The organism is Halomonas sp. PBN3, assembly GCF_000475415.1.
Classification (GTDB): Bacteria; Pseudomonadota; Gammaproteobacteria; order Pseudomonadales; family Halomonadaceae; genus Halomonas; species Halomonas shengliensis.
In genome coordinates this window covers 1-20,558 of record NZ_AXCA01000206.1, presented here as the reverse complement: position 1 = coordinate 20,558, position 20,558 = coordinate 1, and the positions used below count along the sequence as shown (strand labels likewise).

At 66.2% G+C, this 20,558-nt stretch carries 21 protein-coding genes; 10 read left to right on the top strand and 11 right to left on the bottom strand.

The genetic code is table 11. The features are described 5' to 3' along the window. Positions 1-217 precede the first annotated feature (217 nt). The gene (locus Q673_RS0118755; RefSeq protein ID WP_023007186.1) at positions 218-802 is read left to right on the top strand and encodes a serine O-acetyltransferase; all 585 of its coding nucleotides are present in this window, start codon (positions 218-220) and stop codon (positions 800-802) included. Here Q673_RS0118755 and Q673_RS33645 read toward each other — a convergent pair. Together Q673_RS33645 and Q673_RS33640 are read right to left on the bottom strand one after the other, a co-directional pair. Beyond that, positions 773-1,486, bottom strand: a complete 714-nt coding sequence (locus Q673_RS33645) for a lipopolysaccharide kinase InaA family protein (RefSeq protein WP_023007185.1) — start codon at positions 1,484-1,486, stop codon at positions 773-775. The two genes, Q673_RS0118755 and Q673_RS33645, sit on opposite strands and share 30 nt — an antisense overlap. Before the next feature lie 4 nt (positions 1,487-1,490). Then, complete coding sequence (locus tag Q673_RS33640; RefSeq protein WP_031218700.1) at positions 1,491-2,558, bottom strand: glycosyltransferase; 1,068 nt, start codon at positions 2,556-2,558, stop codon at positions 1,491-1,493. A 189-nt stretch (positions 2,559-2,747) separates the two neighbouring features. Here Q673_RS33640 and Q673_RS33635 point away from each other — a divergent pair, with 189 nt between their 5' ends. Together Q673_RS33635 and Q673_RS33630 are read left to right on the top strand one after the other, a co-directional pair. Further along, entirely contained in the window at positions 2,748-3,719 is a 972-nt protein-coding gene (locus Q673_RS33635; protein ID WP_023007183.1) for an NAD-dependent epimerase, read from the top strand. 21 nt (positions 3,720-3,740) lie between these two features. Further along, positions 3,741-5,090, top strand: a complete 1,350-nt coding sequence (locus Q673_RS33630) for a UDP-glucose dehydrogenase family protein (protein ID WP_023007182.1) — start codon at positions 3,741-3,743, stop codon at positions 5,088-5,090. Here Q673_RS33630 and Q673_RS33625 read toward each other — a convergent pair. Both Q673_RS33625 and Q673_RS33620 read right to left on the bottom strand, forming a co-directional pair. Next, complete coding sequence (locus Q673_RS33625) at positions 5,087-6,367, bottom strand: NAD(P)/FAD-dependent oxidoreductase (RefSeq protein WP_023007181.1); 1,281 nt, start codon at positions 6,365-6,367, stop codon at positions 5,087-5,089. The two genes, Q673_RS33630 and Q673_RS33625, sit on opposite strands and share 4 nt — an antisense overlap. Positions 6,368-6,387: 20 nt before the next feature. Further along, positions 6,388-7,803, bottom strand: coding sequence for an aminotransferase-like domain-containing protein (locus tag Q673_RS33620; protein WP_023007180.1), 1,416 nt, complete (start codon positions 7,801-7,803; stop codon positions 6,388-6,390). 122 nt (positions 7,804-7,925) lie between these two features. Here Q673_RS33620 and dctP point away from each other — a divergent pair, with 122 nt between their 5' ends. The 3 genes from dctP (at position 7,926) to Q673_RS33605 (ending at position 10,825) form a co-directional block, all read left to right on the top strand. Continuing rightward, positions 7,926-8,936, top strand: a complete 1,011-nt coding sequence (gene dctP / locus Q673_RS33615; RefSeq protein WP_081712097.1) for a TRAP transporter substrate-binding protein DctP — start codon at positions 7,926-7,928, stop codon at positions 8,934-8,936. A 63-nt stretch (positions 8,937-8,999) separates the two neighbouring features. Continuing rightward, entirely contained in the window at positions 9,000-9,518 is a 519-nt protein-coding gene (locus tag Q673_RS33610; protein WP_023007178.1) for a TRAP transporter small permease, read from the top strand. Further along, a complete protein-coding gene (locus Q673_RS33605; RefSeq protein ID WP_023007177.1) occupies positions 9,515-10,825 on the top strand; it encodes a TRAP transporter large permease in 1,311 nt (436 codons plus the stop codon). Before Q673_RS33610 ends, Q673_RS33605 begins: the two co-directional genes overlap by 4 nt. Positions 10,826-10,872: 47 nt before the next feature. On the opposite strand, the gene Q673_RS33600 is transcribed toward Q673_RS33605, so the two are convergent. From Q673_RS33600 to pilB, 5 genes are all read right to left on the bottom strand, one after another. Then, the gene (locus Q673_RS33600; RefSeq protein WP_023007176.1) at positions 10,873-11,721 is read right to left on the bottom strand and encodes a prepilin peptidase; all 849 of its coding nucleotides are present in this window, start codon (positions 11,719-11,721) and stop codon (positions 10,873-10,875) included. A 73-nt stretch (positions 11,722-11,794) separates the two neighbouring features. Then, positions 11,795-11,986 carry a DUF2283 domain-containing protein gene (locus Q673_RS33595; protein WP_023007175.1) on the bottom strand — a complete coding sequence of 64 codons (192 nt, stop codon included), beginning with the start codon at positions 11,984-11,986 and terminating at the stop codon, positions 11,795-11,797. 2 nt (positions 11,987-11,988) lie between these two features. After that, the gene (locus Q673_RS0118750; RefSeq protein WP_023007174.1) at positions 11,989-12,255 is read right to left on the bottom strand and encodes a DUF4258 domain-containing protein; all 267 of its coding nucleotides are present in this window, start codon (positions 12,253-12,255) and stop codon (positions 11,989-11,991) included. Continuing rightward, positions 12,252-13,484 carry a type II secretion system F family protein gene (locus tag Q673_RS33590; protein ID WP_023007173.1) on the bottom strand — a complete coding sequence of 411 codons (1,233 nt, stop codon included), beginning with the start codon at positions 13,482-13,484 and terminating at the stop codon, positions 12,252-12,254. Before Q673_RS33590 ends, Q673_RS0118750 begins: the two co-directional genes overlap by 4 nt. Before the next feature lie 20 nt (positions 13,485-13,504). Then, positions 13,505-15,280, bottom strand: a complete 1,776-nt coding sequence (gene pilB / locus Q673_RS33585; RefSeq protein ID WP_023007172.1) for a type IV-A pilus assembly ATPase PilB — start codon at positions 15,278-15,280, stop codon at positions 13,505-13,507. Positions 15,281-15,408: 128 nt separating this feature from the next. Here pilB and Q673_RS37180 point away from each other — a divergent pair, with 128 nt between their 5' ends. From Q673_RS37180 to Q673_RS33570, 3 genes are all read left to right on the top strand, one after another. Beyond that, positions 15,409-16,050: a prepilin-type N-terminal cleavage/methylation domain-containing protein gene (locus Q673_RS37180; protein ID WP_081712095.1), complete on the top strand. Its 642-nt coding sequence runs from the start codon at positions 15,409-15,411 to the stop codon at positions 16,048-16,050. 403 nt (positions 16,051-16,453) lie between these two features. Next, entirely contained in the window at positions 16,454-16,816 is a 363-nt protein-coding gene (locus Q673_RS37245; RefSeq protein ID WP_081712094.1) for a prepilin-type N-terminal cleavage/methylation domain-containing protein, read from the top strand. 221 nt (positions 16,817-17,037) lie between these two features. Continuing rightward, positions 17,038-18,492: an O-antigen ligase family protein gene (locus tag Q673_RS33570; RefSeq protein WP_152527152.1), complete on the top strand. Its 1,455-nt coding sequence runs from the start codon at positions 17,038-17,040 to the stop codon at positions 18,490-18,492. Positions 18,493-18,520: 28 nt separating this feature from the next. On the opposite strand, the gene Q673_RS37120 is transcribed toward Q673_RS33570, so the two are convergent. Next, positions 18,521-19,360 carry a PAS domain-containing protein gene (locus Q673_RS37120; RefSeq protein ID WP_023007169.1) on the bottom strand — a complete coding sequence of 280 codons (840 nt, stop codon included), beginning with the start codon at positions 19,358-19,360 and terminating at the stop codon, positions 18,521-18,523. A gap of 46 nt (positions 19,361-19,406) precedes the next feature. After that, positions 19,407-19,958: a hypothetical protein gene (locus tag Q673_RS33560; RefSeq protein WP_152527151.1), complete on the bottom strand. Its 552-nt coding sequence runs from the start codon at positions 19,956-19,958 to the stop codon at positions 19,407-19,409. A 179-nt stretch (positions 19,959-20,137) separates the two neighbouring features. Between Q673_RS33560 and Q673_RS36860 the strand changes: the two genes are divergently transcribed. After that, the coding region (locus tag Q673_RS36860) for a hypothetical protein (RefSeq protein WP_052004306.1) at positions 20,138-20,558 on the top strand (421 nt) is incomplete at its 3' end.

Sequence of the window (20,558 nt, the reverse complement as noted above, 5' to 3'; positions counted from 1 at the left end):
CCTTGGAATGACCGGTTACGGTATCCAGTCTGCCGTTCAGGGCCCGAAACCTGTTATCGATGAGGCATGGTTGGATGACTTCAGGCCCATAACCGTGGCTCGCCGGTTCCTGGAGCCAAGTGAATTACCACCATGACAAGGGAATCGCCTTCCTACAGGAAGGCTTGAGTCCTTCATACACGAAGTCAAACTCTTTCCCTTGGAGGATTAAGCGTTCATGCGGGAGAGGAATTTTTCGACTCCAGAGTTTCAGATGTACTGCCGGGCCGAAGTGCTTGCAAAGGCAAAGCGTTTCTCATGGTTGGGCCTGCTGCGGCATGCCTTGGTCGGAAAGCCCCAGAACCGGATACTGGCCAGGCTCCGAGTCGCCCAGTGGCTACACGCCAAGGGGGCGCGAGGGGTGGCAAGATGGCTTTTCAACGGCCTGGCCCTGCGTCATGGCATCTTCGTTGGGCCGCGGAGCCGTATCGGCCCCGGCCTGCATTTCCCGCATCCGACCTCGGTGGTCATCGGCGATCATCTGCTTCTGGGAGCGCGCTGCCGTCTGTATCAGCAGGTCACCCTGGAAGGGGGCGCTACCCCAGGGGGGCAGGTGCCGTACGCGCGCCTCGGTGACGATGTCATCGTCTATCCCGGGGCCAAGGTGATCGGGGAGGGGCAGGTGGGCAACAACGTCATCATCGGCGCCAATGCGGTGGTCAACCGGCGATTTGGCGATAACCTGGTGCTGGCGGGGGTGCCGGCCAGGATCGTCAAGAGCCTTGACCCTGATTCAGCGTGGTCCCCAGAGGTGATGGAGTAGTGCTTCGGCCTGTTGCCGGTACCGCTCTCCCCGCAACTTGTTCATCGTGAGCGAACGCTGAAGCGCCGGCCATTGGTCGGCGCCTTTCTTTGGTAGCCGTCGCACGTGGGCGTCGATCCAGACCAGGCTGCCGTCGTCGCGCACCAGCAGGTTGTTGTAGTGCAGGTCGCGGTGAACATAGCCAAAGCGAGCGAGCTTGGCCACCTCGGCGCAGAAGCGATCCAGGAAGCGCAGGCGGCCGGCCTCGTCCAGACCGTCGAATACCTCGCCGCCGGGTTTGGCGTCTCGCACATGCTCCATCAACAGCAGCGAGGCGTTGCGGTTGCCGGGGTTGAGCGAGATCCCCCAGCCGTGGCAGCGCGGGGTGGTCAGGCCAGCCTGGCGCAGCACGCGTAGACTGAAGTATTCCTTGCGCGCGTCGCACTGGCCGAGCCAGCGCTTCTCCAGGTAGTCGCGCAGCAACCACTGCACGGGCCGTCGGCGCCGTTCGAACTTGTCCGGCACCACCTTGGCCAGGACGTTGCCATCCCGGGAAAGGAAGAAGCGGCTGCTGCCGACGGCCTCGAACTCCTGGGTGCTGGCGGTGTTGGCCAGGGCGAGCCGGGCGGGTAGTCCCACCGCCTGGAACACCAGGTAGCGGCGGCGGCGGTCGTTGAAGGGGATGTCGAGCAGTCGGGGAGCCATCGCGCTACAGCGCCTCGAACTGAGGGATGACGTTCTCGGTCAGAAATTGCCGGTAGTAGCGGGCATCCACCTCCAATGGCGCCTGGTCCATGCGCGCGATGGCGTCGGCCAGGCCCGTCTCGTCGTCCGGGGCGACGAGGAACTCGGCCTGTGCGCCCGAGAGGATCTCGCGGGGGCCGCTCGGGCAGTCGGTGCTGATCACCGGCACGTGGAGCATCAGCGCCTCGATCAGTACGCGGGGCAGGCCCTCGGCGTCGGAGGCGAGGATCACCGCCTTGGCGTTGGCGATCCACGGGTAGGGATTGTCGTGATAACCCGCCAGGATGACCCGCGACTCGAGCCCGAGCTCGCGGATCTGGTCAAGGATTACCGCCTCGTGCTCGGGCCTGCCCTTGCCGAGCAGATAGAGCGGCGTCGCCACGCCGCTCTCGGCATAGGCGCGCAGCAGGCGGTCGTGCCGCTTGCGCGGCTCCAGGGCGGCCAGGCACAGGAAGTAGTCGCCAGCCGGCAGCTCGGCGGGTTCCCGGCCCAGGGCCACGAAGGGCTCGCGCTCATAGGGGTTGTAGATGGGCAGGATGCGCTCGGCCTTCAGGCCGACCACCTTCTCCAGGTTCTCCTTCACCCCGTGGGAGACGGCGATCACCTGTCGCCCGTCGTAGAAGCGGCGCACCTTGGCGAAGGCGCGCTCTCTCTTGGCCGGGTCGCTGAACTTGGCCGAGACGTCGGACTTTATCCAGAAGTAGAGGTTCGGGTGCCTGAGATGACGGGTGATCTTGTCGCAGGAGCAGCTGATCACCACATCCGGCCGCCAGGCGTCCAGGGCCCTGGTGATGCGGCGCGCCTGCCACTTCTCGGTCAGCACCGTGGTGGTGGCCTTGGTGAACCGGGTGACCACGCCAAGATCGATGATCTCCAGCCCCTCGGGCACGCGATGTTCGATGAGCTCGCGAAGAGTGAAGACGATAACGGCATGGCCGCGCTGGCGCAGTTGGTCGGCGGTGTAGAGCAGCGACTTCTGGGCGCCGCCGCCATACAGGTCCTCGATGACGAAGGCGAAGCGTTTGTGAGCCACGGGAGGGTCTCGGCGTTCGATGGAAATGGCGGTGAATTCTACCATAACCCGGGCCCCGGCTCTCGCCATGCAGCTGGCGTCCGATCATGAGGTGGGGCAGTCGGCCAGGCGTGTCGAACGCGGCGATGGTGTCTCACCGGGCCGGCTTGGTATCCTTTGCTTCACTCACATCCATCGCGAAATCATCTGATGAAACTGCTGATTACCGGCATGGCCGGCTTCATCGGCCATGCCGTGGCCCGGCGCCTCGCCGCCCTGGGGCACGACATCGTCGGCATTGACAATCTGAGCGACTACTACGACGTATCGCTCAAGCGCGCGCGGCTCGACGATCTTGCCGGGCTGCCGGGCGTGCGCTTCAGGCGACTGGATATGGTGGACCGTGACGCCATGGCGATGCTGTTCGCCGAGGAGGGCTTCGAGGGCGTGATCCACCTTGCCGCCCAGGCCGGGGTGCGCTATTCGCTGGAGAATCCCCACGCCTATGCCGACAGCAACCTCGTCGGGCACCTCAACGTGCTGGAGGGGTGTCGTCACGGCGGCGTGCGTCACCTGGTCTACGCTTCCTCGAGCTCGGTCTATGGCATGAACGCCAAGGTGCCCTTTGCCACCGATGACCCGGTGGACCATCCCATCAGCCTTTACGCCGCCACCAAGAAGGCCAACGAGCTGATGGCCCACAGCTATTCTCACCTCTACGGCCTGCCCGCCACGGGGCTACGCTTCTTCACCGTCTATGGCCCCTGGGGGCGCCCCGACATGGCGCCCTTCAAGTTCACCCGGGCGCTGCTGGAGGGACGGCCTATCCCCGTCTTCAACCATGGTGACATGTCGCGCGACTTCACCTACATCGACGACATCGTCGAGGGCGTGGTGCGCGTGCTGGATGCTGTGCCCGCCGGAGGAGATGGCGCGCCCCATGCCCTGCACAACATCGGCTACGGCAGCCCCATGGCGCTGATGGACTTCATCCGCGCCATCGAGGAGGCCACCGGCGTCGAGGCACAGTGCGACTTCCAGCCCATGCAGCCCGGCGACGTGCCGCGCACCTGGGCGGACACCGGCTCGCTCTACGCCGCCACCGGCTACGCCCCCCGGGTGCCGGTGGCGGAAGGGGTGGCGCGCTTCGTGGCCTGGTATCGGGCCTTCTACAAGGTGTAACGACGGGATAAGGGACTGACCATGAACGTCACGGTATTCGGCACCGGCTATGTGGGCCTGGTGCAGGGGACGATCCTCGCCGAGGTAGGCCATCAGGTGGTCTGCGTGGACGTTGACGCCGACAAGGTCGCCCGGCTGGAGCAGGGCGTGATCCCCATCCATGAGCCTGGCCTGGAGGGGTTGGTCAGGCAGAACACCACCGCCGGGCGGTTGGCCTTCACTACCGATGCCGCCATGGCGGTAGCCCACGGCGAGATCCAGTTCATCGCCGTGGGCACGCCCCCCGACGAGGACGGCAGCGCCGACCTGCAGTACGTGCTTCGGGTCGCCGACACCATCGCAACCCACATGGAGAGCCACCGCATCATCGTCGACAAGTCTACCGTGCCGGTGGGCACCGCCGACCGAGTGCGGGCCCGGGTGACCGAGGTGCTGGCCGAGCGATGCAGGGCGGAGCTCACCTTCGACGTGGTCTCCAACCCCGAATTCCTCAAGGAAGGCAGCGCCGTCGCCGACTGTCAGAAGCCCGACCGCATCCTTATCGGCACCCAGGACGAGCATAGCGTCGAGGTGATGCGCGAGCTCTATGCGCCGTTCAACCGCAACCACGACCGCCTGATCGTCATGGACGTGCGCAGTGCCGAGCTGACCAAGTATGCCGCCAACTGCATGCTGGCTACCAAGATCAGCTTCATGAACGAGATCGCCAACCTCGCCGAGCGCCTGGGCGCGGATATCGAGGCGGTACGCCAGGGTATCGGCTCCGACCCTCGCATCGGCTACCACTTCATCTATCCCGGTATCGGCTACGGTGGTTCCTGCTTCCCCAAGGACGTGAAGGCGCTGATCCGCACCGCCGAGGAGACCGGTTTCGACAGCCGGGTACTCAAGGCCGTGGAGGCGCGCAACGCCGAGCAGAAGACTACCCTGTTCCAGAAGATTCACCGGCACTACGGCGGTGAACTGGCCGGCAGGACCTTCGCCCTCTGGGGCCTGGCCTTCAAGCCCAACACCGACGACATGCGCGAGGCGCCGAGCCGCGTGTTGATGGAGGCCCTTTGGCAGGCGGGTGCCCGAGTCCAGGCCTTCGATCCCGAGGCGATGGGGGAGACCCAGCGGCTCTACGGCCAACGCGACGACCTGGCTCTGAGCGGTACCAAGGAGGCGGCGCTGCGGGGGGCCGACGCCCTGGTGATCGTCACCGAATGGCAGTGCTTCCGCGCCCCGGACTTCGCGCTGCTTCGCGAGAGACTCAAAGCGCCCGTCATTTTCGATGGTCGCAACCTATACGAACCCTCACGCATGGCCAGTAAGGGCTTCGCCTACTACTCGGTGGGGCGCCCCTTTTTGCCGGTGAAAGTCGCAGATTAACTCTGACCTTTCAGGCCACGTTGAAAGCGCGCGATGGCCAGTGCGTCTAGCCAAGGCGGTGCTTGGCCGGCGAGGTCCGCCTCGATCAGGGCGCCGGTGGTGGCCGCCAGGGTCAGCCCCAGATGGCCGTGGCCGACCCCATAATGCACCCGGCGAGTGTGGGCAGAGCGGCCGATGATCGGCAGGGTATCGGGCAGCGAGGGACGGCAGCCCATCCAGTAGGCGGTGGGGGCGCCAAGCTCTGGAAACAGCTTGCCCATGGCACGCTCGAGATAGCGGTAACGCGCCGGATTGGCCGGGTCGCTGGCGCGCCCCAGCTCCACCGTGCCGGCCACCCGCAGGCGCCCCGCCATGGGGGTCATGTAGCAGCCATGCTCGGCGATACAGCACGGGCGCTGCAGCAGCGGCGTGTCCATGGCGTACTCCAGGTGGTAGCCGCGTTCCGCCTCCAGCGGCATGCGATCGCCCAGGCTGCCGGCCAGCTCGCGGGTGGCGATGCCGGCGGTGATCACGGCATGGTCACATACCGTCTGTCCCGCACGGGTAGTCACCACCACGCCGGCGTCATGGGCGGAGACCCGTTCAACGTCACTTGGCGCCTGCAGGGTGCCGCCCAGCGCTTCAAACGCCTGGCGTAGCCGTTCGCACAAGGTCAGTGGGTCCGCCACATGGCTGGCGTCGGGATACCAGATGCTGCCCTTGACCTTGCCCGCCAGGGCCGGTTCGAGGTCGGCGGTCTGGTGTTCGTTCAGTACCCGGTAGCGAATCCCGTTCCAGGCCAGGGTGTCATGCTCCTGGATGGCCCGCTCCCAGGCGGCTTGGGTCTGATAGGTGTACAGACAGCCGCGTCGTGTCACCAGCGAGTCGGCATCCGCGGCGACCAACAGGCGTTGCCAGTCGCTATCGGCGCGGGCCATCAGATAGCTCAGGTGCTCGATGTTGTGGCGCACCCGCGCCGGTCGCGCCTCGGCCACGAAGCGCAGCAGCCAGGGCAGCAGCCGCGGCAGGTGTCGCCAGCGCAGGTGGAATGGCGAGTCACGCGAGGTCAGCAGGTATGGGGTCTGGCGCAGCAGGGCCGGCTGGGCGAGCGGCGTGATGGCGTAGGTGGCGAAGGTGCCGGCGTTACCCAGCGAGGCGCCATGCCCCGGGGTGTCGCGTTCCAGCAGGGTCACCTCGTGGCCTTCCAGGCGCAGCGTCAGGGCACTGGCCAGGCCGACGATGCCGCCACCGATGACGATATGGTGGCGCGGTGTGGTGTCGTTGTGGTGGGGCCGCATGAGTCTCTCCGTGACGGGGGTCAGGCCATGTCGTGCATGTAGTGGTGGCCGCGGCGGGCCAGCAGGTCAAGGCGGGTCAGCGCCTCGCCGAGGGCTTCCCGCGAGCGTGCCGCGGCGAGGTTGATGCGCACCGCTGCCGGAGGCACCACCTGGCGCAGGGTGAACGCCGAGGCCGGCAGCAGCCTGACGCCCTGCTCGGCACTGGCCTTGACGAAGTCGGTGCCGCGCCACGGCTCGGGCAGCAGCAGCCAGGCGTGGGTGGCGCCGGCCTGGCTCCATAGCGCCTGTCGGCCCAGCCGTTCGATCAGGATCTCATGGCGCGCCACCAGCTCGGCATGCTGGGCGTGGATGATGCGTGTCATGTCGCCGCTCTCCAGCAGCCGGGTGGCGATCAATGCGGTCAGCGGCGAGCTGCTCCAGCAGTCGATGCGCATGGCCGCGGCGATGTCATGGTGGTAGTAGGATGGCGAGGCGATCGCCCCGAAACGCAGGCCCGGCGCCACACACTTTGAGAACCCACTGACGTGAAAGGTGCGCTCGGGTGCCAGGTCCAGCAGCGGCGGGGGCGCACTCTGCTGGAGGGGGCGATAGACGTCGTCCTCGATCAGCAGCACGTCGTAACGCCGGGCGATCGCCACGATCGCCTCGCGTCGTGCCCGAGAAAGGGTGCGGGTGGTGGGGTTATGCAGGCAGGGCACCACGAACAGCATGCGTGGCGCATGGCGTTGGCACAGCGCCTCGAGGTGTTCCGGCGACATGCCCTGGTCGTCGCCCTCCACGCCGATCAGCTCGCGGCCCAGGGTATGGCACAGGGCGTTGATGCCCTGATAGGTCACGCTGTCGGCAAGGATGATCTCGCCGGGCTGCGTCACGCTGCGCAGGATCATCGACAGCCCATGCTGTGCGCCGTCGACCAGTGTCAGCCGCTCGGCGTCAAGGTGCAGCCCCTGGGTCTGCCACCAGGCCACATAGGCATGCCGCGCCCAGCCCGGCCCTACCGGCTGCTGATAATCCTTGATGTCGGCATAGCGGTCATCCTCGGCGAGTGTCGCCAGGGTGGCGCTCAAGGTCTCGGTGTAGAGATCCAGCGCCGGGCGGTTGACGCTCAGGTCGATCACGCCGCGGCTATCGCTGGGGGCGGTCTGGAAGTCGGTGCTGGGGCTTTCCATGGCCGCCACGCGGGTGCCGCGGCCGGGGCGACTCTCCACCAGGGTGCGCGCCTTCAGTTCGGCGATGGCGCGGGTCACGGTGGTGATATTGATATCCAGCTGACTGGCGATGTCACGGTGCGGCGGCAGGCGTGTCCCGGCGGAGAGGGCGCCCGTCTCGATGCGCGTGGCCAGATACTCGGCCAGTTGTTCGTAAAGTGGGGTGTCGCCTTCACGCTCCAGGCGAAGGTCATCCAGCAGGCGTTGCAGGGGCGGCGTGTCGGGCATGGGGCGGTCTCGTTGCCATACAATGGCCATACAATGTGGCTTGACAATCCATATTAATGCATTACAAGTTAATGGCAAGGCCGGATTTGTGGCCTTGACACCCATCAAAGAGGATAACAATCATGACAATGTCTCCCTCCCGCTGGTTGCCGCTCACCCTGGCCGTGGCACTTGGAGGCGCCTCGCTCAGCGCTCAGGCGGCTACCAGCCTGCGGCTGTCGACCTTGTTCGCGCCGGACGAGTCCGGGACCCAGGCCGCCGAGGCCATGGCCGAGCGCGTCGCCGAGCGCACCGAGGGCGAGGTCACCATCGATGTTTACCCCGCCAGCCAGCTCGGCGACTGGACCGAGGTGCATGCCCAGCTGATGCAGGGTGCCGTGGACATGGCCATCCAGCCGCTGTCGACCAACGTCAACCCGCAGATGGCCATCGCCTGGTTTCCCTACCTGGCGCCTACCTATGCCGCCGCGCGCGAGGCCTATAGCGCCGATGGTTATGTGGCCGAGCTGGTCGGCGACATGATCGGCGAGCAGAACATGGCCCTGCTGGGGGTCTACCCGGCCGGCATGGGCGGCGCCGGCTTCGCCGCCGAGGTGCCGGCGGCCAAGGACCCGAACGCCGACCAGGGGCTGCGCATCCGCGTCTGGCCGGGCGGCACCACCCACCGCGCGATGATGGAGCGCCTGGGCTTCGAAGTGGCCACCGTGCCCTGGGCGGAGCTCTACACCTCCATGCAGACCGGCGTGGTCGATGGTCAGATCGGCGGCACCGCGGAGATGGCGATGGCCAACTTCGCCGATATCACCGAGACCTGGGTGCAGTACAACGACCACCTGGAGCTCGCCTGGATCGTGATCAACCAGCAGTCGCTGGAGCGCCTTTCGCCGGAACACCAGCAGGTGGTGCGTGATGTCGCCCAGGAGATTACCCTGGAACGTTTCGACGACGTGCAGGCGGCCGACCAGGCGCAACTCGACGCCATGCGCGAGGCTGGCATCGAGGTGGTGACCTTCTCCGACGAGGAGCTGGCGCAGTTCGCCGAGGTGGTGCGCCAGGACGTGTGGCCGGAGATCGGCGATGAGCTGGGCGAGGAAGTGATGACGCGTCTCGAGGCGGCCGTCGCCGGCGAGTAAGGCGTTGCCATGCTGGCCACCCGTTGCGGGTGGCCAGTGTCATTGAGCTGCGGGAGACGCCTCATGTCCCTACCCCTCTCTTCGCCCTGGCGCGCCTTCTGGCGTGTCAAGGTGCGGCTCCTGCGCGGGATCGTCACCGCGGCCGGGGGCTTGCTCACGTTGGCCATCCTGGTGCAGATCGCCAGCCGCTACCTGTTTCGCACCTCGATCCTCGGCATCGAGGAGGTGATTCTCTATCTGGCCGTATGGTTCTACTTCCTGGGCGCCGCGCTTGGCGCCGAGCAGCGCGAGCATATCTCCGCCTCGCTGGTGGACGTGCTGGCCATCGGCGAGACCCCCAAGCGCTGGGTGCACTGGGTCGCCTCGCTGCTGGCGGTGATCATCTGCGCCTGGATGACCTGGTGGGCCCTCGGCCTGGTGGAGTGGTCGTGGCAGATGAACATGCGCAGTACCGAGCTGCGTGTGCCGGTGTGGCTGATCCAGGCCAGCATTCCCGCCGGGCTCGGCCTGATGACCTTCTACCTGCTGGTGGAGTGCGTGGATAACCTGCGCCGCCTGGTGTATGACAAGGAGGCCGCGTGAATAGCATCATCCTGCTGGACGTCCTGCTGCTGGTGGTACTGCTGCTGATCGGCGTGCCGGTGCCGCTGTGCTTCGCGGCGGCGGTGTTGCTGCTGTTCCTGGTGGGCGATTTCGGCAGCGCTTCGTTCCTGGTCGGGGCGGGCTTCGGCCAGATGTCCTCGCTGATCCTGGTGGCGCTGCCGCTGTATATCATCGCCGGTAACCTGATGGGGCAGGGCGGCATCGCCAATCGCCTGGTGGGCCTGGCCGATGCCGTCTTCGGGCGTCTGCATGGCGGGCTCGGGGTGGTGGTGATCATGACCACCGCGGTGTTCGGGGCCATCTCGGGCATGGCCTCCTCGGCGGTAGCCGCGGTGGGCAAGATCATGATCCCGCGCATGGTGGAGCGCGGTTACGACCGCGGCTATGCCACCGCGCTGGTCTCCACCTCGGCGGTGCTGGCGCTGCTGATCCCGCCCAGCGCCTCGATGATCATCTACGGCTGGGTGTCGGGCACCTCGGTCACCGCCTCCTTCCTGGCGCCGGTGTTGCCCGGGGTGTTGCTGGTCATGCTGTTCTGCTTCTGGAACCGCGTACTGACCCGCCACATGCCGCTGGAGAAGCCCGAGCCGGCCCCGTTACCCGTGGTGGTGCGTGACATCGCCGGACAGACGCGCCGCGCGGCGCTGGGCCTGGCCATGCCCATGATCATCCTTGGCTGCATCTATGGTGGCGTGACCACGCCCACCGAGGCCGCGGCCATCGCCGTGCTCTACGCCATACCCATCAGTATCTGGTACTACCGCGAACTGCGCCTGGCCGACCTGCACGGCGTGCTGTGGCGCGCCGGGCAGACCGCCGGCACGCTGCTGGTGCTGGTGTTCTTCTCGGCGATGCTGGCGCGCATGCTGACCATGGAGAACGTGCCGCAGATGGTGCTCGAAGGGTTTCTTGGCGTCACCGAGAACCCGCTGCTGCTGATGCTCTTGCTCAACCTCTTCCTGCTGCTGATCGGCATGTTCATGGAGGATGTCAGCGGCATCCTGCTGGCCACGCCGATGCTGATGCCGCTGGTGCAGGCGCTGGAGATCGACCCGGTGCAGTTTGCCGCCATCATCGCCACCAACCTCGGCATGGGGCTGATCACCCCGCCGACGGCGCCGATCCTCTACTTTGGGGCGCTGGTCGGTGGCAGCAGCCTGAGTCGCATGCTGCGACCCACCCTGGTGCTGCTGCTGGGGGCCTACCTGCCGGTGGTGCTGCTGACCACCTTCATCCCGGCGCTGTCGCTGACCTTGCCCGCCTGGGTGCTGGGTTATGGGCAATAGGGGCAAGCTGGGGAAGACGCGCGGCGGCTTGTCGCCGCCGCGCGCCGTCACAAGCCCACCATGGCGCGGTAGGGGCCCATCAGCGGGTCACCGCCGAGCAGGGCGATCCAGCCGGCCAGCGCCAGGTAGGGGCCGAAGGGCATGGGGGCGCCGCGTAGCCGGGGGACGGCCAGTTGGATGAGGATGCCGAGCAGCGCGCCGACCCCGGCGGAGAGGATCAGCAGCAGCGGCAGGGCCTGCCAGCCCAGCCAGGCGCCCAGGGCGGCAAGCAGCTTGAAGTCGCCGTAGCCCATGCCCTCCTTGCCGGTGATCAGCCGGAACAGCCAGTAGACGCTCCACAGCGCCAGGTAGCCGGCCATGGCGCCGATCACCGCGCTTTCCAGCATCAGCGGCTGGAACAGCACCTGGTAGAGCAGGCCCGCCCACAGCAGCGGCAGGGTCAACACGTCCGGCAGCAGCTGGGTGCGCAGGTCGATCACCGCCATGACCAGCAAGGCCAGGCACGCCGCCAGCACGAAGCCGGCCTGAAAGCCAACGCCATACAGCGCCACCACGGCCACCGCCAGCACCCCGCCGGCCAGTTCCACCAGCGGGTACTGGGCACTGATGCGCGTGCCGCAGTGGGCGCAGCGCCCACGCCGCTTCAGCCAGCCCAGCAGCGGCAGATTGTCATGCCAGGCGATGGGTGTCTCGCAGCGCGGGCACAGCGAGCGCGGAGTGGCCAGGTTGAAGGGGGGTTGGTGCTCCTCGGGCAGCTCCAGCGCCTCGCGCGCCTCGGCTCGCCAACCACGCATCAGCATCACCGGCAGCCGCACGATCACCACATTGAGAAAGCTGCCCAGGCACAGCCCCAGCAGGGCCGCCAGCAGCAGCAGGGTAACAGGGAGGTCTAGCAAGGCGGAGTCCTTTGGCGCGTTTCCATGGTGCCGGGGTGGTGCGATCTCGACTCGGGAGAGCCCTGGGCAGGCATCACGCGGCGTCGCTCTTGAGTAGCGGCCAGGCCCCGAGTCGCGAAGCCTCAAGAATCACCACCTCGACGATGGTCCCATCGTCTGCGTAGCTGATATGCGTGTTCCAGTCCTGTGAGACCTCTCTGGTGATGGCTTTGTCGGCCAGGTGTAGCACCAGGATATCGTCGGCTTCATCGTAGGTGGTCCGCATGATCAATTCTCCCACGGGAAGTGATGCATCACAGTCTTCACGATCAGTCTATCCTCCAGCACCACCGCGGCACATACCAGATTATCCTGGCGTTCCGCCAACGCCATGGCAATCCATAGACGAACGTCGTCCTTGTGCCGTATCGAGCCATGCTCCAGCAACGTCTCCAGCTGTTCCTGGCTGATACGCCGTAGCGCCATGCGCTCTGCAGCGTGGCGAGTGACCTGGACGGGACGTTGGAAGCGATCGCAGAACGCGGTTCGCTTCATAGCACCGAGCCCAGCTCGAAGATCGGCAGGTACATCGAGACCACCAGGCCGCCCACCATGGTGCCGAGAATCACGATGATGAACGGCTCGATCAGCGAGGTCAGGCTGTCGACCATGTTGTCGACCTCCTCCTCGTAGTAGGTGGCCACGCGGTCCAGCATGGCGTCCAGGGCGCCGGACTCCTCGCCGATGCCCACCATCTGCACCATCATCGCCGGGAAGCGCTCGGTCATGCGCAGCGCGAACTGGATGCGTTGCCCCTCGGAGACGTCATCGCGCACCCGCAGCACGGCGCGCTCGTAGACCTTGTTGCCGGTACTGCCCGCCGAGGTCCCCAGGGCTTCGATCAACGGAATGCCGGCGGCGAAGGTGGTCGAGAGGGTGCGTGCGAAGCGCGCCATCACCGACTTGAGCAGTATCTGGCCGAGCACCGGGATATGCAGCATCAGTGCGTGCACGCGGTAGGTCACCGCGGGTGATAGCTTCATGCTCCAGCGCAGCAGCATGATGCTGCCGACCACCGCCAGCAGGGCCTTCCACCAGTAGGCCTGGGCCAGCTCCGAGAGGTAGATGGTGAACTGGGTGGCGGCGGGCAGCTCGGCGCCGAAGCCGGCGAACATGCTCTCGAACTGCGGCACCACCTTGATCAGCAGCAGGGCGCTGACGCCGATGCCCACCAGGATCACCGCCGCCGGGTACCACAGCGCCTTCTTGACCCGCGACTTGAGCGACTCGGTCTTCTCCTTGTAGATGGCGATGCGCTCGAGCATGCCGTCGAGCGTGCCCGACTGCTCGCCGGCGTCGATCAGGTGGCAGAACAGGCTGTCGAAGTGCTGCGGGTGCTGGCGCAGTGCCTCGGCGAAGCTGGAGCCGCCCGCCACATCGTTCATCAGCCGCTGCACCAGGGCGCTCATCGCCGGCTTGCGCATGCTCTCCGAGACCACCTGGAAGGCCTGCAGCACCGGCAGGCCGGCGCTGATCATGGTCGCCATCTGGCGGGCGAACAGCATGATGTCGCGGTTGGTGATGCGGCCCAGGCCGCGGCCTACCTTGCCCTTGCGGCGGATGAAGGTCACCGTGATGCGCTGGGTGCGCAGCATGTTCTCCACCTCCTCGCGGGAGGTGGCCACCACATTGCCCTTGACGCGCTGGCCGCGGGGGTTCTTGCCGCCCCATTTCCAGCGCGACAGGCTGATCTCTTTCTCGTTGAAGCGTACGGGACCGGCCATGAGGTTCCTCGTCGGGCGGTTTACACCTTGATGATACGGTTGACCTCGGCCAGGCTGGTGACCCCGGCGCGCACCGCCTCCAGGCCGCTGTGGCGCAGGTCCGGGTAGCCCTCGCGGCGGGCCTGCTGGTCGAAGTCCAGCGAGGTGCCGTTGCGCAGGATCAGCTCGCTCATCGCCTCGCTGATCGGCACCACCTCGTAGATACCCACGCGCCCCTTGAAGCCCTTGGTGCAGCGCCGGCAGCCCACCGGCTCATAGAGCGTCAGGGTGTCCAGCTCGTCCTCGGCGAAGCCCTGGTCGCGCAGGGTGTCGCGGGGCAGGGTGGTGCTCTGCTTGCAGTGTGGGCACAGCCGACGGGCCAGGCGCTGGGCGATGATCAGGCTCAGCGAGCTGGCGATATTGAACGGCGCCAGCCCCATGTTGGCAAGACGGGTCAGGGTCTCCGCCGCCGAGTTGGTGTGCACCGTGGAGAGCACCAGGTGGCCGGTCTGCGAGGCCTTCACCGCGATCTCGGCGGTCTCCAGGTCGCGGATCTCGCCCACCATGACGATATCCGGGTCCTGGCGCAGGAAGGCGCGCAGCGCGCTGGCGAAGTCGAGCCCCACCTTGGGCAGGATATTGACCTGGTTGACCCCCGGCACCTTGATCTCCACCGGGTCTTCCGCGGTGCAGATGTTGCGCTCCTCCTCGTTGAGCATGTTGATGCCGGTGTAGAGGGTCACCGTCTTGCCGCTGCCGGTGGGGCCGGTGACCAGGATCATGCCCTGGGGCTGGAACAGTACCTCCTCGAACAGCGCGCGCTGCTGGGGGCTGAAGCCCAGCTTCTCGATGCCCATCTTGGCCGAGCTGGGGTCGAGGATACGCAGCACCACCTTCTCGCCGTAGACGGTGGGCAGCGAGTTGACGCGAAAGTCGATGGTATGGTGGCTGGAGGTACGCAGCTTGATGGCGCCATCCTGGGGGATGCGCCGCTCGGAGATATCCAGCCGCGCCATCACCTTGAGGCGCGCCAGGATGCGCGTGCGCATGCCGAACGGCGGGTGGGCCACGTCGTGCAGGATGCCGTCGATACGAAAGCGCACCCGGAAGCTGGTCTCGTAGGGCTCGAAGTGGATATCCGAGGCGCCGCGCTTGATGGCATCCATCAGGATCTTGTTGACGAACTTGATGATCGGCCCGTCTTCCCTGACAGAAGTCATCTCGCTCTGCAGGTCGACCTCGCCGCTGCCCTGCTCCTCGTACTCCAGCTGGCCCAGCGCCTCGTCGGCGTCCTCCAGCTCATCCATCAGCCGCCGGCTGCTGTGCATCAGGTACTGTTCGAGCAGCGCCTGCAGCTGGTCCAGCGGCGCCAGGATGCCTTCCGGGGTCAGCCCGGTGGCGAACTGCAGCTCGTCGAGCCCCACCAGGGTGGCGGGGTAGGGCACCGCCACCAACAGGCGGTTGCCCTGGCGCTTGAGCGGCAGCACCTGCAGCCGGCGCAGCAGCTCCTCGGGGAAGCTCTCGGCCGGGGGCAGCACGTCCTGGCGCAGGGCGTCCAGGTCGAGCGCCGGGATGCCGTACTCCCACGAGGCCGTCACGCACGCCTGGCGGACCGGCACCAGGCCGTTCTCGATCACGTGCTGGAGCAGCGAGATCTGCGCCTCGTGGGCCTCCATCTCGGCGCGCTGGGCGGCGGCGCTGCTCATCAGGCCATCGTCGACCAGGCGGCGTGCCAGCCCCTTGAGGCCGCGGATCGGGGCCTCCGCCGGGGTGTCCTGGGGCGAAGCGGAAGAAGGGGCGGTGCGCTGTTCGACCATCGGGCCTCGTGCGTCGGAGGGTGGGGGAGTGCGGGCATTCTAGCCCCCGGCGCCCCGCGCTGCCCAGCCTATGCCCTCCACGCAACATCGTGTAACATCCTGTTTCAGGCACCGGCAGCGAGGCGAGCATGACACCACGGCCCCCATCCGGCGTCACCCGACCCGGCGCCGGCGGCTTCACGCTGATCGAGCTGCTGATCGTCATCGCCATCATCGGTATCCTCGCCGCCATCGCCGTGCCCCAGTACCGCGACTACCGCCTCCGCGCCCAGGCCGGCGCCGCCCTGGCCGAGGCCACCGCCATGAAGACCCCGGTGGAGGCCTACCTGCACGAGCTCTCGGCCGCCCCCGCGTCCAATGGCGTCACCGAGATCGTCTATCCTGCCGACGGCCAGGCCACCATCACCGCTGGACGTGGTGAATGGGATGTGACCCTGACCCGTGATAGCGCCGGCTGGCACTGTACTCATACCTTTCCAGTGACACTGAGACATTGCATCGTCGCAGCCGGAGAACCTGAAGCGGGTGGCGGTAGTGAAGGCGGTGAAGAAGGTGGCACGGAGCCGGAGGATGAGGAAGTAACGACGCCGCCTCCCAATGAGGGTGGCCCCGGCGGCGGTCCCGGGAATCTGGAATGGTGCCAAGATGCCCCTCCCGGAGGCGGTGCGCAGCGCCAATGTCAGGAGAATTTTCCCGATGCAGAGTTCGACTGGGATAGCCCCGGTCAAGGGGGGAACAAAGGCAATAGCGGCAAGGGCAGAGGCAACTAGCCCCGTGGGTCAGACCCTGGCGGAGGGTGCTCGGCCGTTTCTTGCCCCCTTGCGGGCGGCAGATGCCGCGGCCAGGGTCTGACCCGGAGGGGCGGTCGGCGGGTACAAGGGACGAACCGCCCGGTGACCCGAAGAGGCAGCCGGCAGGCACAGGGCTCGCCCAGCCTCTTGACCTGCATCAAATACACAACCGCTAGCCAACGAACCGTTCCGCCAGCGGTTGATTGTTACATCCTGTTACCTTACCCTGACGCCTGAGCACGGTTGCCGGCATGGCCCTGTACCCGACAACCGGATGGTGTATGGTTTCGCCCGAGCCCTTGCTGACAGGGCTCGACAACGACGACTTGGCAACGCGCTGCGGGGTAAGGCCCACACCAGCGCAACACAGAAAGGTGATTCAATGAAGAATACAGGCGCACAGCGCGGCTTTACCCTGATCGAACTGCTGATCGTGGTGGCGATCATTGGCATTCTGTCGGCGATTGCGATTCCGCAGTACTCTAATTATCAGGATCGTGCTGCCGAAGCTGCATGTGAGCAAGAGCTCTCTGCCGCACGGACTGCTCTTATTGCATCAGGTAATGTTTCAGATAACATCGGCAGTTATAATTGGAGTGCCTGTACAAATAGTAGTGGTGCACACACTGTTAGTTTGGAAGATAATAATGGCGTTAAATCTTTAGTTGGTACCGGACCGCGTGGTGATGAAGTTTCTGTTCCTATTGGTGATGATGTGGATATTGGTGAACTTATCAATAGCTGATTTTGCTTGATTTCTGCAGTATGAGGGCCGGTCTTCCGGCCCTCTTTTTTGATCATAAGAAGCCTCGGGTGTGGTTCAACTTGATCGCTTCATGACACTTTTTTATCCAGCCCGCTTCTGTCGGGCGGGATGTCATTGATCGTCTGATTTAGGGAGAAGCACACTTTTCCACTCCCGGGACGTGTTTTCATTGCAAGGAAGGGTTGATCAGGGATATGACAATGCCTACCAGGTGTCAGCTGCGAGGCTGGTGGATAGTGGCGCTGTTGTTTGGCCTTGCCGCCTCCGTTATTCTCCCCTGGCAATATCTGCCCGGCACGCCCTTTACCCTGCAGCGTATCGCCCAATGGCTGATCACCGGGGCGACGCTGCTGGTCGCCGGCCTGGCCCTGAGGCGTGAGCTCTATGCCAAGCTCTCGCTGGCCTGGCAGGGCCCTCGCAAGCTGGTGGCGCTGCCGACCCTGGCGCTGATCGTCGCGGCGGTGCTGCTGGCGCCGCTGCCCCGGGTGGCGCTGCTGGAGTTGAGCTATCTGGCGCTGCTGGCGGCGTTGATCCTGCTGGTGGCGGTGGCCACGCCGTGTCTGTCGACGTGGGGCTGGCGGCTGCTGGGGGCCGGCGCGGCACTCTTCTGCCTTGTCTATGCCGTGCTGGCGCTCGATCATATCTCGCTGGTCTGGGACTTCGGCAATCGCCACGACTTCGGTCCCGGCTTCGATAACGTGCGTTTCTTCGCCGATGTGGCGGCGGGGGTCATGCCCCTGGCGCTACTCTATGTGGTGGTGCGCCCGCGTCCCTCCTGGCTGGCAGCGGCGCTGGTGAGCGTGCCGCTGGGCGTCTGGTGGTGGATGCTATGGGTCTCGGAGAGCCGCGCTGCCTTGCTCGGCCTGATCACGGGCTCGCTGCTGGTGCTCTGGCTGTTCGGCCGGGCCGCCCGCTGGCCGCTGGCGACCCTGGCGGTGTCTGCGCTGCTGGGGCTGCTGGGGTGGTGGCTGCTGAACCCCCTGGTGCAGGAGACGGCGGCGTCTCCCTTCCTGCGTGATATCACCTCGAGCAGCGGGCGCCTGGCGCTTTGGAGTGATTCACTGCGCTACGCCTGGCAGCATTTCCCGCTGGGGCTGGGGCCCATGGGCTTCGCCGACGACGGTCAGCTGCGCAGCGCCCATGCACACAACCTCTTCCTGAATATCGCCGCGGAGTGGGGGCTGCCGCTGGCCTTGCTGCTCCTGGCGGTGACGCTCAAGGCGTGTCTCGATATTCGTCGCCGGGTCATGAGCCTGGACGCGGCCCATCAGCCGCTCTATGCCTGTGTGGTGCTGGGGTTCGTGAGCGTGCTGGTCAATGTGCAGTTCGCCGGTGCCCAGGTGATGCCGGTCAGTGCCTTGACCCTGGCCCTGGTGGTGGGCCTGGCCCTGGGCTTTCGCCCACGACAGGCGCCTCATGAGCAGCACGACACGGTTTCCCAGGCGGGTCTCAAGGGCACCCTGCTGTGGTCGTTGATGATGCTGATGCTGGGTTATCAAGCGGTCGCAGGCGTGTCGCTCCACGCGCTTTCCAGGGACTCGTCGGCCACCTGTTTCGAGGCGATGGGGCGCAGCAGTTACTATCCTCGCTTCTGGCCGCAGGGGCGACTCGAGTGCATGAGGCTTGAAGCGCCTGCCCATTGGTTACTGCAATAGGGCACCTCACCCCTTACCCCCTCACCCCTCACAGCACCAGCCCCCGCTCCATCGCCCGGGACCCGCTATCGGTATCGTGCAGCGGCACATGCAGCGCCAGCATCTGCCGGACGGCCTCGCTATCGCCGTCGGCCGCTTCCAGCGGCTGCAGATAGAGTTGGATGGGCAGCGGCTGGCCGCCGCGGCGGGTGAGGGTGAGCCGTTCACGTATCGGCTGGCGCCGCGCCAGGGCGGTGTGCAGCTGGCGCACCGCCAGGCTCTCGCGCTCGCGCAGCACCGGCAGCTGGTGGCCCTCGATCACGTCGCGGGGCATGTCCAGCAGCCGGCACAGCGCCTGGTTGCACCCCAGCACCGGATAGTCCTGGCGGGTCAGGTCGAGCAGCGCGGTGCCCAGCGGGATCGCCTCCAGCAGGCGCGTGGCCGCCATGTCGTGCGGGGCGCTGGCGTCACCCGGGGGCCGGGGCACCGGCTCCTGGCGGGGGTGCAGCAGCACATAGACCCCGAGCATGCCGCGCTCGCAGGCGATGGGCAGCATGTCCATCTCCACCCGGTGATGGTGGCCGGTCAGGTTGATCACCTCCGCCGCGCAGCGCGACGGCTTGCCGCCCAGGGCGCGCTGGAAGTTGCGTTCGACCCGCTCGCGGTGCGCCGGGGCGATGAAGCGCGAGAAGTGCACGCCCTTGCCCTCCTGCTCGTTGAGGTCGGCGAAGCGCGCCGCGGCCAGGTTGGCATGGCGGAAGCGCCCTTCGGGGTCGAGCTCGAAGAGCGGGGTGGGGTGATAGAGGAACAGCGCCCTGGCGCGGCTCTCCACCGTGAGCAGGCGCAGCTCGTCGGCGGTCAGCGGGGGCGTCTCGTGGGGGTGGGTCATGGTGGGCCTCGCGGGGAAGCGTCACGGGACCGCGGCGTTCGCGGGCTCAGTCGTCGTTGCGCCAGCCCCAGGCGTCCTTCACCTGGCGTTGGCGCTGAGCGTCGCGAATGGCGGCCTCGACGTCCTTGTCGGGTGATTCCAGGTCGTTCTCGGCGCGGAAGGCCGCTTCGACGCTGGGGGTATGCTGGGCGCTGGCCTTCTGGCGCAGCTCGCTGACGTCCTCCACGCTGAGCCAGCGCGGCACCGGCCCGTTGGGGTTGCGCACCGGCTCGAGCTTGCCGCTCCAGGTCCAGCAGCGCTGGGGCACCTTGGCTATCTCCCAGGTCACGCCTTGCCAATGGGCGGTGTACTGGTCATCCAGGCTGAGCTCCTGTTCGGGAATCAGCAAGGCGAACAGCTGGCTGTGCAGCACGATGCCGGTGTCGCCCATCTGCACCGGGCCCTGGTACTGGCCGGTGCGTACCTGATGCAGCGCCTGTTCGGGCTTGAGGTCGGTCTGCAGGGTGCCGAGCTCGCACAGGTGCAGCATGCCGGGGTCGACCTGCTTGATCGCCCAGCAGCGAACGGGTGGTTTCTTGGCAAAAAGCCATTTCAACATGGGGTGCCCCTCAGGCCGTCATGCTGTCGCCGCGGTAATTGGTAAGCATGATACCCTCGGGCGACCGCGGTGCACCGTGGCGGTGACGTTTTGAAACATTTTGTTACCTTATCATCTTGGCGCGTCTAACGCGAGTTTGGGCGCCGTTACGCTAGTTTACCTCTAACGGGACCCCGCCGATGCCCCCAGAACGCCTTCATGAACTCCTGGCCAGCGCCCTGGTGGTGGGCATCGTGCCCTGCGCGTTGCTGGCTTGGCGCTATCTGCAGGTGCTGGACCGCTTCTTCCAGGAGCTGCGCGACAAGGAGCCGGCGCTCGCCCGGCAGATCGGCAGCCCCCGACGGTGGCATATGCTGCTGCCGTTTTGGAGGTTCCGCAAGTATACGGCCTTTCTGCCGCACCTGAAGCAACGGGTCGAGCCCGGTACGGGTGGTGTACGCAAGGTGCGCTGGCGACGTCAGGGGAGCGGCAAGAGAAGTGGTGTGCGCGTGATCTACTACAACACCCTCGATGATGGCCAGGTGTGGTTGTTGATCGTGTACTCGAAATCAAAGTTCGACAATCTGCCTACCTCGCTTTTGACCAAAAAGCGCGACATGC

Coding starts and splice junctions, on each gene's coding strand:
- Q673_RS0118755 (WP_023007186.1), top strand. CDS start 218: ATGCGGGAGAGGAATTTTTCGACTCCAGAGTTTCAGATGTACTGCCGG.
- Q673_RS33645 (WP_023007185.1), bottom strand. CDS start 1,486: ATGGCTCCCCGACTGCTCGACATCCCCTTCAACGACCGCCGCCGCCGC.
- Q673_RS33635 (WP_023007183.1), top strand. CDS start 2,748: ATGAAACTGCTGATTACCGGCATGGCCGGCTTCATCGGCCATGCCGTG.
- Q673_RS33630 (WP_023007182.1), top strand. CDS start 3,741: ATGAACGTCACGGTATTCGGCACCGGCTATGTGGGCCTGGTGCAGGGG.
- Q673_RS33625 (WP_023007181.1), bottom strand. CDS start 6,367: ATGCGGCCCCACCACAACGACACCACACCGCGCCACCATATCGTCATC.
- Q673_RS33620 (WP_023007180.1), bottom strand. CDS start 7,803: ATGCCCGACACGCCGCCCCTGCAACGCCTGCTGGATGACCTTCGCCTG.
- dctP (WP_081712097.1), top strand. CDS start 7,926: ATGACAATGTCTCCCTCCCGCTGGTTGCCGCTCACCCTGGCCGTGGCA.
- Q673_RS33610 (WP_023007178.1), top strand. CDS start 9,000: ATGTCCCTACCCCTCTCTTCGCCCTGGCGCGCCTTCTGGCGTGTCAAG.
- Q673_RS33595 (WP_023007175.1), bottom strand. CDS start 11,986: ATGCGGACCACCTACGATGAAGCCGACGATATCCTGGTGCTACACCTG.
- Q673_RS0118750 (WP_023007174.1), bottom strand. CDS start 12,255: ATGAAGCGAACCGCGTTCTGCGATCGCTTCCAACGTCCCGTCCAGGTC.
- Q673_RS33590 (WP_023007173.1), bottom strand. CDS start 13,484: ATGGCCGGTCCCGTACGCTTCAACGAGAAAGAGATCAGCCTGTCGCGC.
- pilB (WP_023007172.1), bottom strand. CDS start 15,280: ATGGTCGAACAGCGCACCGCCCCTTCTTCCGCTTCGCCCCAGGACACC.
- Q673_RS37180 (WP_081712095.1), top strand. CDS start 15,409: ATGACACCACGGCCCCCATCCGGCGTCACCCGACCCGGCGCCGGCGGC.
- Q673_RS37245 (WP_081712094.1), top strand. CDS start 16,454: ATGAAGAATACAGGCGCACAGCGCGGCTTTACCCTGATCGAACTGCTG.
- Q673_RS33570 (WP_152527152.1), top strand. CDS start 17,038: ATGCCTACCAGGTGTCAGCTGCGAGGCTGGTGGATAGTGGCGCTGTTG.
- Q673_RS37120 (WP_023007169.1), bottom strand. CDS start 19,360: ATGACCCACCCCCACGAGACGCCCCCGCTGACCGCCGACGAGCTGCGC.
- Q673_RS33560 (WP_152527151.1), bottom strand. CDS start 19,958: ATGTTGAAATGGCTTTTTGCCAAGAAACCACCCGTTCGCTGCTGGGCG.